This is a genomic window from Photobacterium sp. ABD4_091, from assembly GCF_056160145.1.
Map to the genome: position 1 here is coordinate 572359 of NZ_JBSWWQ010000003.1, position 13354 is coordinate 585712.

Consider the following 13354-nt stretch of genomic DNA (forward strand, 5'->3'; position numbering starts at 1 on the left):
GTCAATGAACACGAAACACACCTTGATATCGGCTTTGTTGTTGTTCGCTGGTGGTTCGGCTTCTGCTGGGGAAGTGGAAGTACTGCACTGGTGGACATCCGGCGGGGAAGCCCGTTCTGTCTCTTTGCTGAAAAATAAAATCCAAGCACAGGGGAATGACTGGAAAGACTTTGCCATTGCAGGAGGCGGTGGCGAGAGCGCCATGACGGTACTGAAAACCCGTGCGGTCTCGGGGAACCCGCCTTCAGCTGCGCAGATCAAAGGGCATGATATTCAGGAGTGGGGGCGGTTAGGTTTTTTGACCGACCTTAATGATGTTGCCGCTGAAGATAACTGGTCGAAAATCCTGCCTCCGGTCGCCCGTCAAATCATGATGTATGGCGGTGATTATGTTGCGGTGCCGGTCAATATCCACCGGGTTAACTGGCTGTGGGCCAATCCTAAGGTGTTTGCCAAAGCGGGCGTCGAGGTGCCTAGATCACTTGATGAGTTTTTTGTGGCTGCTGAAAAGCTTCAGCAAGCGGGGTTCGTTCCTTTGGCCCATGGTGGCCAGCCATGGCAAAACGTCACTTTGTTTGAAGCGGTAGCCCTTGCCGTACTCGGCCCGGCAGACTACCAGCGCGCCTTTGTAGAGCTGGATATGTCAGTGCTTGGCGGAGATAAGATGGTCGATGTCTTTACCCAGTTCCGCCGGATGCGGGAATATGTCGGGGCTAGCTACCGTGGGCGAGATTGGAGTTCGGCAACGGCCATGGTGAGTAGCGGTGAAGCAGCGATGCAGATCATGGGCGACTGGGCCAAAGGGGAATTCGAAGCCGATGGCAAAATACCGGGTAAAGATTACCTGTGTATGGCAGCACCAGGCACACAGGGTCTGTTTACTTACAATATAGATAGCTTTGCCTTCTTCAAGTTGACCGATGACGCCAATAGCCAAGCGCAAAAAGACTTGGCTAGGGCAATTTTGGATAAGGAGTTCCAGTCTTCGTTTAACCTTAGCAAGGGCTCAATTCCGGTACGGATGGATATGGATTTGTCCGAGTTTGACCAGTGCGCCAAAGATTCTCTGGTCGTCTTCAAGCAAAGCAGCCGTTCCGGTGGCCTGGTGCCGAGTGTGTCGCAAGGCTTGGCGACGACCAGTTACGTGCAGGCGGCAATTTTCGATGTGGTCAGTAACTTCTTCAATGCGAAAACTGCCGATCCGGAGCAGGCAGTCGATAGGCTGGCACGGGCTGTGAAATCAGCCATGTAGAGCTTTGTTATTGGGTAAAATTTCATAAAGGGTTGCCCAACAGGCAGCCCTTTTTTTGTAATCGAAACAGCCTTCCTCTTTAATTTTTATATACTTATACCAAACATCCGGATAAAGCCCGGATAGTAAAAGTGTGGTTATGGCTATACCTTAGCTGAAATGACTAAGTCTCTAGCCTGCTTTATATAGGGGAAGAGCAATGAAATTATTATTTTTAGTGCGCCATGCAAAATCTGATTGGGGAAACCCTTCGCTCGACGATCATGAGCGCCCCCTCAATAACCGAGGCCTGAAAAATGTTCCGAAGATGGTTCACCGCCTGAACGGTTGGCAGCAGGGGCCGCAGTTAATTAAAACGAGTTCGGCTCTGCGCGCGGCACAGACGGCTTATGCTTTTTCTGAGGGATTAGACTGCTCGCCAAAGCTTGAATCAGACCCAAGGGTGTATACCGAGTCAGCATTTGAACTCATGGATATCATCCGCGAAACCAGCGATGTGGTTGAGCGCCTGATGCTGGTGGGGCATAACCCAGCAATGACGGTGCTTGCCCAGATGTTTGGCTTCAAGGAGGAGAACTTGCCAACCTGCGGGGTTGTTGTATTCGGCTTTGAAGTCGATTGCTGGCAGGCTGTTGATGAAGAGCAGGGTACCTTGTTCTACTATGACTACCCCAAGCGGTTGCGTCCTGAGCACCTGACAAAAGAGGTTGAGTAAACATTGTTTTGTTTTATTGGTTTGTGGTGAAATAACAACCACTTGGTTTGTAAGGGATTTACATACCTGCTAAAGCCATATAGTATACACCGCACTTACGGAGAGATGGCTGAGTGGTTGAAAGCACCGGTCTTGAAAACCGGCATACGTTTGTAGCGTATCTAGGGTTCAAATCCCTATCTCTCCGCCACATTCTAAAAGTTTGACCAAGGTTGAGCTTTACAAAGAATTGGAGCGGTAGTTCAGTTGGTTAGAATACCGGCCTGTCACGCCGGGGGTCGCGGGTTCGAGTCCCGTCCGCTCCGCCAACGACATTAGCCTGATGCGAAAGCGTCAGGCTTTTTCGTATTTACCGCTCCCGAAAGTGCTGCGCACTTTTGTCTGCGGGCCGGGATGCCGGACCATCGAGTCCATCCGCTCCGCCACTACACTGAAGGCTCAGTCGAAAGACTGGGTCTTTTTTGTATATAAATTCCCTCGACGAGAGTCCTTCGGCCTCTTGGTCGCGGCACTGGCCGTGCGCGTTGACTCCCGGCCGCTCCGCCACTGATTTAAGCCGGATGCGAAAGCGTCAGGCTTTTTTCGTATTTAATGCTCCCGAAAGTGCTGCGTTCCTCTCTATTCCTTGGCAAGAAACTTCCTCAATAACCCTTCGCCTTGCTGCTGGCTGAGGTAACCCGGAACTGGGTAAGTACCGTGGGCTTCGGCAAGGGCGCGTTGGGTGATGAGTGGAATTTCTTCTGCTTTGAGTTCAGGGAAAGCTGTTGGGATCGCCAGCTGGGTGTTGAGATCGCTTACTGCAGCAATGAACTCATCTGCGGTATTTAACCCAATGACTTCGGCAAGTAACGCGAGCCGCTTTTCACAGTATGGTTTTAACAGATTTAGCACTTCTGGCAACAGTACGGCATTAGCTAGTCCGTGGGGGATGTTGTACATGCCGCCGAGTTGATGGGCAAAGGCATGGACATAGCCGACGTAAGCACGGGTGAAGGCGCAGCCAGCTTCATAGGAAGCAACGGCCATTTGCTCCCTGGCTTCAAGGTTATTACCATCTTCAAAAGCCGTCGTTAAATGGGCAAAGATCTTTTTGGTCGCCTGGGTGGCATATTTATCGGTTAGCGGGGTGTGGTAAGTACCGATAAATGATTCGATGGCGTGGGTGAGTGCATCCATTCCCGTAGCCGCTGTTATGGGCTTGGGCAGGCCAACCATGAGTTTTGGGTCGATCAGGGCAATGTCTGGCATAATCACTGGATCGACAATAGCAAACTTCTCCCGTGCGCTCGGGTCTGAGACAACTGCAGCAACGGTGGCTTCCGAACCCGTTCCCGCTGTGGTTGGTATCGCCATAAAGGGAGGCAGCTTTTTTCTTATTTTCAACTTGCCCGCCAATCTACGTACTGGCCTATCTCTGACTACCTTGGCACCAATGGCTTTGGCACAGTCGATGGGTGAGCCGCCGCCGATAGCGATAATGGCATTGCAGCCTTGATCCCGGAATACATCGGCACCGACTGCTACGTTGGCAATGGTCGGGTTGGGTTTTACTTCATCATAGATAACATAACTAATACCTTGCCCTTCGAGTGAATCACATAAGGCATCGGTCATGCCGAGTGAGTGGAGGACGGCATCGGTAACAATAAGCACTTTCTTTGCACCTTGCGCTGCCATCAAAGAGCCAGCATGGGTAATACTGTCGGTACCCATTTCCAAGTGGGGGAAGGGAATCGAGATGAGTTTGTTGAGCTGTTTATTGATTCCAACCACCGTTTTGTAGAGCAACATAGTGAACATCCTTTTAAACACGTGTTTGAATTATAGACAGCGTAGGCCATTCGTGTATGGGATGTGGTTCATACTTAAGCAAAAATGTGATGCTATGTGCTTATTGGCTATTGGCTATTGGCTATTGGCTATTGGCTATTGGCCAGTAGCTCCGCTAGGGGGGAAGTTTGGGTTGTGAGCCTGTTGTTGCGATATACATAGCTTTTGCTGCTTTGAGTGCCATCACTGAATGATTTGTTAATTTGGTAGGGTGTGCCTTTGGCAAGGTGCCAAATAAAATGCTCAGTGGCTTTGTCGAAAGTTTTGTCTAGCAAGGTTTTATCGACAGTCCCCAAAGGCGAGTGGAAGGTATATTGGGTTAAAACAACGCTTTCCCCGTTTTCCAGGCGTCGCTTGTCGACTTGCTCAAAGCCGAACTCAGAGGCGATAGGGGCGACTCCGCCCGGTAACATATGTGCGGGTATCACTAAACTTGCTTGATTAAGGCTCATTTTTGCTCCTACTGTTTTTTATTATCGTGGCACAGGCCGGCGGTTAATGCACTGCAATTTCTTCGTTGGCTGCCACAATGTAAATAAGCCAGGTAAGGGAGAGGGAATGATGAAGAGAAGGCATTTTTTAGCGCTATGGTCGATGTTATTTGTGAAGCCGCTTTGGGCGAAGAGCGCTTATACCGTTACACCATCACAGGCTGAGGGCCCATTTTATCCTGTTACGCCGATCCCTTTGCGCTCGAATCTGATTTTGCAGGAGCAAGGTTTAAGCGGTGAACTCATTCAATTACTCGGTCGGGTATTGAGCCCAGACGGCAAGCCTCTTGCTGGGGTGAAAGTTGAAATTTGGCAATGTGATGGTAATGGGGTCTACGATCACCCTCAGCAACCCGATAACCAAGACTTCGACCGGCACTTTGCAGGCTTTGGGGCAGTAGAAAGCGACGCTAATGGCCAATACCGGTTCCGTACCATCAACCCTGTACCGTATACCGGCCGCCCTCCGCATATTCATGTCAAACTCTGGCGCGGTAACAAGGAACTGCTGACCACGCAACTTTACCTCAAAGGCCAAACGGGCAATGAGTGGTGGGGCGGTCGAGAACGTCAATATCTCCAGTTTGATCCCAAAGAATTGTCTGGTGAAGTCGTGGGCGAATTCGACTTTATTGTGGTTAGTTGAACAGATGTTTCTCAAAAGCGGGAAAGTTGGTGGTATTACGAGCAGTCAGTTGTTTTGGGTGTTTACAACACCCAGATAGCTCTATATTATACGCCGCACTTACGGAGAGATGGCTGAGTGGTTGAAAGCACCGGTCTTGAAAACCGGCATACGTTTGTAGCGTATCTAGGGTTCAAATCCCTATCTCTCCGCCACATTCGAAAGCCTCGTCATATGACGAGGCTTTTTTGTATGCGCAGAGTTAAGTGAAATGGGATTTGAATCAAATCCGCCATACCCAAAACGCTCGACACATAGAGAAAGCCCACTTCTCACTTTCAAAAGATGATTGCTATTCCTGAACAAACTTATGAATCTACCACTAGTCTTGACTTATGGAGCGAACCTTAGGAATAGGCCATGACAGCCATACTCTTTAAAATATTGGTATTTATTGCGATATCGCTAGTGATCTATTTAGCGATAGCTCTCTCGCTTATCTATTTCCCGTTTAAAAGGCATATCTCACAGGAAGGGTTGGATTTTGAAGTATTGGAATCCTCCCAAAAGCCAATGGATAGTACAGAGGAGAAAAATTATATTGCTCGAGATGGGACTCAGTTATTTTATAGGCGGATAACTGGGACGTCAGATCTTGGTGTCATATTAATCCATGGTTCTGGCTCTGAAGGACGATATTTAACTACGCTTGCAGAGCGTATAAATAAGTTATCTGATGCAACGGTGATCATTCCCGATTTGCGGGGGCATGGTCTATCAAAAGGTGTGAAACCGGGAGATGTAAACTATATCGGCCAGTTTGAACATGATGTAGAAGATTTCCTCATCCATCTCAAAAGCACTAGTGAAATCACAACTGTACTGATAGGAGGGCATTCCTCAGGTGGTGGCCTTGCGGTTAAATACAGTGGCAATCATCTTACGAAGTTTGACGGCGCTATATTGCTGGCTCCATATCTTGGCTATAAAGCGCCAACTGTCCGGCCCAATTCTGGTGGTTGGGTCCAGGTACATGAACGTAGGTATGCAGGTCTGGCGATGCTTAATATTATTGGTATAACATTTTTAAATGGGCTGCCTGTATTGTTTTTTAACCGTCCAGAAGATGTAAATGATGACTTGCAAGTTGCTAGTTATAGCTACCGTTTGAATGAATCATTTGCCCCTGCACACTATAAAACTGACTTAGGCAACAATACTAAGCCTGGGTTATTACTTATTGGCGAATTAGATGAGGCTTTTTATCCTGATGCATATCAGACAATATTAAGTGAATACGCACCACAAATTGAGTTTCATATACTGGGTAATACTAAACATCTTGATATAGTCTCAAGTGAGAAAACAGCTGCAAAGATTAACCAATGGCTCACTGTTATGCATAAAAAATAAAAAGCCCGCGGTGTGAACCGCGGGCGCTGTAGTTTTACTTACTGGGTTTTGTTTACTGAGTCACAACTTCTTGTTTAGCTTCAACGCTTTTGCCAGCCTGCTTTTTTTCGAAGCGAGAGATCCACCACCATGCAACGGCAGAGAATACCGCGGTCATGAACACGTTGATGAAGAACGCGCGGACGAGGTTAACGCCAGTTGGGAAGGCTGATGCGGTCATGCTTACAACGAAGATAACGATAAGTACCGATACAATCGCCATACCAACATTGCGCGAGCCCATACGGAAATCACGCGGGGTGTCATCGTATTTCCAGCGGAACACGAAGTAGGCAGCCATGATGAAGATCGGCGGTAGCATTGCGGTACCGGCTGTAAGGTTGATGGCCTGGTTCATCATGTCCTGGACAGATTCAGAGCCGAAGCCGTTAACGATAAGCATCACCAAGACGAAGGCGAACTGCCACCATGCGGCACGAACCGGTACACCGTGCTCGTTAAGTTCGGTAGTCTTCTCACCGTAAACGCCTTTAGGGATTTCAGAGAAGTGGATTTTCACTGGAGCGGCTGTCCACATCATCATCGAACCGAACATGGCGATAAACAGGATAATACCAACAAAGCGACCAACCAGTGCTTGTGAGATCTCGAAGTAGTTTGCCATACCGGTAAAGATTTCGACCATACCACCGGCATAGGTCAAATCTTCTCGGGCCACGAAGACGTTAACTAGTAGAGAACCAATCGCGTACATAGCCCCGATTACCACACCCGCGGCGATGATCACCTTGATAAATGACTTGTGACCGCCTTTGACGTCGTTAAGGTAGGCCGCTGCGGTTTCTGCACCGCCAGCTGCCTGGAAGATCCAGCACATGATCCCCAGCGTTGCCCAGTTGATGGTTGGCGTCATCGCTTCCATGGTAATTGGTTGGGCAGGGGTGTAGTCACCGCTCAGGGCCATCAAGGCGCCAAGCACATAGATGGCGAACAGTGCGAATACACCGTAGGCAACGATTTCGGAGATTTTACCCAGCCAAGACGCCCCTTTGGTGGAGATGTGGGTGGCTGCAGCAAATAGCACGATAGAGATCAGCGAGGTGACCATTGGCGAGAAGGTGTATTCGTAACCCAGCATCGCGTAGGACGCATAGGCGATAACGTTCGGTAGTAGCGAGACGAACCAGAACAGATTAACGAACCAGTAAAGGAAAGAGCCAAGGTAAGCGGCTTTGGAGCCCAGCGGTTTTTTCAGCCAGTCGTACATACCCGATTCGGAATTCTTATTGGCCGATACGAATTCGGCAATAATGAACACGAAAGGGATAAAGTAGACCACGGTTGCCAGCAGGAAGATAGGTGCGGAGCTCAAGCCCAGCTCGATGTTGTTGTTCACGATGTTGCGTACGTTGAATACGGCCGCAAAGGTCATCGATAGCAACGCAAACTTGCCAATCGTGCCGCGTAAGGATTCAGACATTGTGTCCTCCGTTATTGTGTCTGTTAGGACCTGATGTTGTGTGGTTATACCTAAGTAACCTGGAGGTGCCCGAAGGTTACTTGGGTATAACAGCACTGGGCTGCTGTGTCTATTTGGTCGTTCTGGTTGTGTTATCCGAGCTACGGTTCTGCGCCGTGTTTTCTAAGTGCTGTCTGGCTTTGCTGATGTGCTGGCAGAGAAAGCTGGATATTGGCTTTCTCTGCCATTTTTATGTGTTACTCAGTGGTCTATTAGTCAGTAGCTAGGGTTGGCGCAGCTTCTTTGATGCGCTCCTCTTCACCCAGTGACTTTTCGTACTGGCTGTACTTCCACCATGCAAAGCCAAGGAAGATCACGATGCCGCCCACGTTGTAGAAGATGATGGTCATGATGTCGGCGCCGGTCGGGAAGGTCGAAGCCAGGAAACCCACCGAGAAAATACCGATCAGGACTGATACCACGGCGATCCCCAATTTGCGTGAGCCCATCTTGAAGTCACGTTCTAGGTGGTCGAGCTTCAGACGCAGGTTCAGGTAGGCCAGCATGATGAACAGCGGTGGTAGCATTGAAGCCGCAGCTGTCATGTTGATTACGGTATTCATTAAATCTTGCGCCGTGTCCGAGCCCTGTGTTGGGATAATCATCAGCGGGAAGACAATGGCGTACTGCACCCATGCCGCACGGGCTGGGACGCCGTTTTCGTTCAGCTCAACGGTCTTCTTGCCGAAGATGCCTTCTGGGATTTCAGAGAAGAAGATTTTTACCGGCGTCGCTGTCCACATCAGTAGCGAACCGAACATCGCAGTGAAGGAAACCAGGCCGACAAAGCGGTTCATCAGAATTTCCGGCAGGCCGAAGTAACTAGCCATGCCTTCGAATACCTGTACCGAACCACCGGTGTATTTCAGTACGTCGCTCGATACAAAGACGTTGATAAGGACGGAAGCGACGGAATACAGCGCACCGATAACAATACCCGCGACGATGATGACTTTGACGAATGACTTGGAGCCGCCTTTGACGTCGTTAACGTAAACAGCCACCGATTCAGCACCACCGGCTGCCATGAAGATCCAGGTGGTAATACCGAGGAAGGCCCAGCTGAATTCAGGGATCATTGCGTCCACTGTGATTGGATCAGCCGGCTGAACCCCACCAATCAGCGCAGCGCCTGATAGCAAGATATAGGACATGGTCAGTAGCAGCATCAGAGAGGAAGTGACTGACGTGATAGGGCCAAGCATCTTCGCACCATTGGTCGAGACATAGGTTGCGAAAGCAAACAAGATCATACTCAGCGCCGTGGTAGTAAATGGCGTCAGGATGTATTCGTAACCGAGGAAGGCGTACGACGCATAGGCAATAACCCTTGGTAGCAGCGACGTAAAGAAGAACAGGTTAACGAACCAGTAGGTATAGGCGGAGATGAACGCCCAGCGGCCACCGAGCGAGCTTTTCACCCAGGCATAAACCCCTGCCTCTGAGTCTTTGTTGAGCGAAACGAACTCAGCAATAATCAAACAGAACGGAATGAAGTAAAAGAGCGTGGCCAGGAAGAACATCGGCGCGGAGGCCAAGCCAATCTCAATGTTGTTGTTGATGACATTGTTGAAGCTGAAAACTGCCGCAAATGTCAGGGAGAGCAAGCCAAATTTGCCTATCGTATTACGTTTTGTATCAGACATTTTTATCTCCGAAGAGTCACGTTATATCTAGGGTGTTGGAAGGGCTGCCGAACTAAGCCGGGCCCTTCCGTTATTATTTTTTGAATGTCTTGTTTACTTATTTAGGAAATAGCCATCTTCGATGGTTACTTTCAGCACGACCTTGCGTACTCGGTTGTCACCGTGGAAGCGATACGCTTTGTTGTTGTCGAATACTGCCACTTGGCCTTCGCATAGCTCACGGCTGTCGCCTTCGCCTTGCAGGTATTCACGGTCGGTTTCGTCGCGGTAGGTTTCCACCACTTCAAGCGCTGACTTGTCAGCGAACTCGACGGTTTCGCGCCCTTCCAAGTAGTAATGCACATCGAAGTAACGGCGGTTGCCTTCGAAGGTAGCGGTGTTGTGGGCAACACCGTCTTCAATCATGTAAACCAGTGAATCGCCGATGGAGTGCATTACGCCATCTTTGATATTGGCGATGTTTTCAATCGCTTCTATGCAGCGGTTCCATTTACGGCCATCGCGGTACACCACTTTGAATTGCTCTAGGCTCTCTAGCACGATCATGATTGTCGCCTCGTTTACTGGTTGTTTGAGTCTGGGTTTAGGTTTGAGGTCGCGGTGAAGAAGCTGTTGCCGAAGTCATGGCCAGCCATGGCTTGCGCGTTGCAATTTCCCGCCTGTAACGGCATCAGGGTTAGGCCGTAGCGGAACTCATCCATGTAGACACGGTAAGAATCGAGGACTTCACTACCCCAGGAGTTGGATCCTAGGCCCATCACCTTATGGTCAAGGTTCAGGGTGATGAAGCCGCTCTTAGCCAGCTCGATAGTGTGCTGGGCTTGATGCAGGTTCTCGTTGGTGTAGAACCACGCACTCAAGTTGATTTCCTGCTGTGGTTTAACCAATAGGCCTGCACCGTGACGGTTGGTCAGTGCTGCCCAACGTACATGCTGGCGGTTTCCGTTGTTCTGCGGGAATGGGTAGTTCTCGAACATATCGGCAACAGAGCTCTGGTAGATATCAATCAGGTTCGCCTGCTTGCTGTCCTGATAGTTTTCTTCCGGGCCGCGGCCGTAGTATTTCACTTGGTCGAAATCGCCGTTGATCCCCAAGTCCAGACCGATAACCGGAATAACATGCGGGTAGTCGCCGTAGCGCTCGCCACTCAGTTCGATGTTGAGCTGGCCTTGTGCGGTGATCTGGTAGCGGTATTCACAGCGCATACCGAAATCAAACACCGGCGGGGCAATGATGCTGGTGGTCGTAATTTCAACAGAGCCGTTGTTGTTAACCACGTCGATAGTGCGGAAGTGCTCCTGCATAATTTGTAGGTGTGCAGGTTCCCACAGGCCCTCGTGCTCTTGCTTGTGGTTGTCGATCATCGGCTTGAAGAAGTTCAACTTCGGGGCGGACTTGATCAGCTCCTTACCGTTAACCAGCCAAGACGTCAGCTTACCGTTGACTTTCGAGAAGCTCAGCGCGAAGTTATGACCGGTAATTACTGTGCTCAGGCGGCTCTCTTCCACCATCAGCGGTGTGGCATTTTGGTTGGTAAAGCGCACTTCGTTTGCTGTGTTTTCTTTAAGCTGGTACTGGTAAACCGCAATGTTGTGGTTAGTGGCGCTATACAGTGTGCGGCTGTCTTTGCGAACCGTGAAGTTGATGAACACTTCACGTTGGTCCAGTTCAGGAATAGCGATTGTGATTTCACGGCTTGAGTTAGCGGCGAGATCTTCAACTTTGAACTGAACGGTGCGAAGGGTTTCCCCCTCGGCTCGAACGTCGGCAGTGATGGTGTAATCGTTTAAATCAGTGAACCAAAGTTTGTTCTCGACCAAGAATTTACCGGCTTGCTCGTCGATAGCACGGATCTTCACCGGTGCAATCACTTGTTTGTACTCTTTCAGGCCAGGCCCAGGAGTTTGATCCGGGTAGATCAGGCCATCCATACAGAAGTTGTAGTTGTTCGGGTAATCGCCGAAATCGCCGCCGTACTTGTAGAATTCGGTGCCGTTTTCATCACGGGCTAGAATGCCGTGATCACACCATTCCCAGACGTAATGCCCCTGGATGTGGTCGTGCTGGTAGAACACGTTCTGGTATTCGGTCAGGCCGCCCGGGCCGTTGCCCATGGCGTGGGCATATTCACAAATGATGCGAGGTTTATCGTGCGGGTGCTCGCCGAAGTAGTTCATCAACTGGGCTCGGGAGTACATAGTGGAGATGACATCAACCACTTCTGCGTCACGGTCTTCTTCGTAGTGTACCAAGCGGGTGTCATCAATCGCTTTGGTAGCGTCATACATCGAGCGGATATTACAGCCGTAGCCAGATTCGTTACCGAGTGACCACATGATGATCGAAGGGTGGTTCTTCTGGGCGTGAACATGGCGTACTGCACGATCAACGAAAACCGTTTCCCACTCGGCATCGTCGGTGATGCGGCTCAGGTCGCCGACATTGGCAAAACCATGGGTTTCGACATCAGTCTCAGCCATGACGAACAGGCCGTAGATATCACACAGCTCATAGAAGCGCGGATCATTAGGGTAGTGCGCGGTCCGAACCGAGTTGATGTTGTGCTGTTTCATCAGGATCAGATCTTTTTCGATCCGATCCATACCTACAGCACGGCCTTTGAGGTGGTCGTTGTCGTGGCGGTTGACGCCGTGCAGCATGACGTATTGGTTATTGATGTAGAACAGGCCGTCGCGCACTTTGATATCACGGAAGCCGACTCGCTGTGGAATGATTTCCAGGGTGTTACCCAAGTTATCTTTAAGCGTTAGGACTAGCTGGTACAGGTAAGGGTTTTCCGCTGTCCAGTGGGTCGGGTTATCCAGCTCGATGGCAAATTGTGTCTGCGTCTGTTCCTGTGAATTGGCATCGATAGCCAGGTGAGAACATGCACCCTCGGCAATGATCTGCCCTTTATCATAAAGCGCGTATTCCAGGGCAAAGCCCGATGCCTGGGTTGCAGACTGGTTTTCAATCTCGACGGTGCAAGATAGTGTGGCTTGCTGGTAGTCATCAGCAAAGTCTGTGCGAACCGTGAAATCCTGAACATGTACTTGCTCTTTACCGACAAGGTACACATCGCGGAAGATACCGGCTGTCCACCACATATCCTGATCTTCAATGTAGGTGGAGTCAGCCCATTGCATCACACGTACCGAAAGCAGGTTGTCGCCTTGCTGGACGTACTGGCTGATGTCGAACTCGGCCGTTAGGCGGCTGCCTTTGCTGAAGCCGACGTACTCACCGTTAACATAGACTTCGAAGTAGGTCTCGACACCGTCGAACTTGATGATGGTCTGCTTGTCTTGCCAGTTGGCACCCAGCGTAAAGGTACGCTGGTAGGCACCGGTTGGGTTGTCGGTTGGGACGAACGGGACATCAATAGGGAAAGGGAAGCCCTCATCGGTGTATTGCAGGTCGCCATGGCCTTCCATCTGCCACATATTTGGGACAGTGATTTGGCCCCAGTTCGCCATTGGCTGCGAGTAAAACTCTTCTGGTACCAATAGCGGATGGTTGAAGTATTGGAACTGCCACTGTCCGCTGAGCAACATGAAGTTGCTGCTGAGCTCACGCTGGAAAGTCTGTGCGCTGGTTAGGGAGTTGTACGAGAAGAAGTATGCACGTGGTGCAAGACGGTTCTCATGTAGGTGAAGGAAGTTTTCCCAATTGTTCACGAAATGCCTCCGGTTCAATACCGATGTTTTTTTGCCATGACCAGGACGTTGGTCAGGTAACTTGAGAATTATTTTAGTAAAAATTTTACTAAATGAAATCGGTAAAAATTGGATGCTTTAACTCGATCACGGTTTTAACTATTGAGCCGCTCAATAGTGTGATGGTGGTTAAGAAATTCAGGGCGG

General features: G+C 49.9%; 10 protein-coding genes and 3 tRNA genes. 7 read left to right on the forward strand and 6 right to left on the reverse strand.

Annotation, left to right across the window (positions count from 1 at the left end):
* Positions 1–4: 4 nt before the first annotated feature.
* The 4 genes from ACXAGQ_RS24020 (at position 5) to ACXAGQ_RS24035 (ending at position 2275) form a co-directional block, all read left to right on the forward strand.
* Positions 5–1252, forward strand: a complete 1248-nt coding sequence (locus tag ACXAGQ_RS24020; protein WP_475257339.1) for an ABC transporter substrate-binding protein — start codon at positions 5–7, stop codon at positions 1250–1252.
* A gap of 199 nt (positions 1253–1451) precedes the next feature.
* On the forward strand, positions 1452–1967 hold the full coding sequence (locus ACXAGQ_RS24025) for a SixA phosphatase family protein (RefSeq protein ID WP_475257340.1): 516 nt from the start codon (positions 1452–1454) through the stop codon (positions 1965–1967).
* A gap of 99 nt (positions 1968–2066) precedes the next feature.
* Positions 2067–2157: transfer RNA gene (locus ACXAGQ_RS24030), tRNA-Ser, on the forward strand.
* Positions 2158–2198: 41 nt separating this feature from the next.
* Positions 2199–2275 (forward strand) — tRNA-Asp (locus ACXAGQ_RS24035).
* Between the two features lie 310 nt (positions 2276–2585).
* On the opposite strand, the gene ACXAGQ_RS24040 is transcribed toward ACXAGQ_RS24035, so the two are convergent.
* Both ACXAGQ_RS24040 and ACXAGQ_RS24045 read right to left on the reverse strand, forming a co-directional pair.
* Positions 2586–3758, reverse strand: a complete 1173-nt coding sequence (locus ACXAGQ_RS24040) for an iron-containing alcohol dehydrogenase (protein WP_475257342.1) — start codon at positions 3756–3758, stop codon at positions 2586–2588.
* A 128-nt stretch (positions 3759–3886) separates the two neighbouring features.
* Positions 3887–4249 carry a hypothetical protein gene (locus ACXAGQ_RS24045; protein ID WP_475257343.1) on the reverse strand — a complete coding sequence of 121 codons (363 nt, stop codon included), beginning with the start codon at positions 4247–4249 and terminating at the stop codon, positions 3887–3889.
* A gap of 109 nt (positions 4250–4358) precedes the next feature.
* On the opposite strand from ACXAGQ_RS24045, the gene ACXAGQ_RS24050 reads away from it, so the two are divergent.
* From ACXAGQ_RS24050 to ACXAGQ_RS24060, 3 genes are all read left to right on the forward strand, one after another.
* Positions 4359–4934, forward strand: coding sequence for a dioxygenase family protein (locus ACXAGQ_RS24050; RefSeq protein WP_475257444.1), 576 nt, complete (start codon positions 4359–4361; stop codon positions 4932–4934).
* 103 nt (positions 4935–5037) lie between these two features.
* A tRNA-Ser gene (locus ACXAGQ_RS24055) sits at positions 5038–5128 on the forward strand.
* 205 nt (positions 5129–5333) lie between these two features.
* On the forward strand, positions 5334–6326 hold the full coding sequence (locus tag ACXAGQ_RS24060; RefSeq protein ID WP_475257345.1) for an alpha/beta hydrolase: 993 nt from the start codon (positions 5334–5336) through the stop codon (positions 6324–6326).
* A gap of 52 nt (positions 6327–6378) precedes the next feature.
* Here ACXAGQ_RS24060 and ACXAGQ_RS24065 read toward each other — a convergent pair whose 3' ends face one another.
* The 4 genes from ACXAGQ_RS24065 to ebgA form a co-directional block, all read right to left on the reverse strand.
* On the reverse strand, positions 6379–7806 hold the full coding sequence (locus ACXAGQ_RS24065; protein WP_475257346.1) for an amino acid permease: 1428 nt from the start codon (positions 7804–7806) through the stop codon (positions 6379–6381).
* 251 nt (positions 7807–8057) lie between these two features.
* Entirely contained in the window at positions 8058–9491 is a 1434-nt protein-coding gene (locus tag ACXAGQ_RS24070) for an amino acid permease (protein WP_475257347.1), read from the reverse strand.
* A 93-nt stretch (positions 9492–9584) separates the two neighbouring features.
* The gene (locus ACXAGQ_RS24075; protein WP_475257349.1) at positions 9585–10037 is read right to left on the reverse strand and encodes a beta-galactosidase subunit beta; all 453 of its coding nucleotides are present in this window, start codon (positions 10035–10037) and stop codon (positions 9585–9587) included.
* A gap of 14 nt (positions 10038–10051) precedes the next feature.
* Positions 10052–13168 (reverse strand): beta-galactosidase subunit alpha, encoded by a 3117-nt coding sequence (gene ebgA / locus ACXAGQ_RS24080; RefSeq protein ID WP_475257350.1) that lies wholly within the window; start codon positions 13166–13168, stop codon positions 10052–10054.
* Positions 13169–13354: the final 186 nt, after the last annotated feature.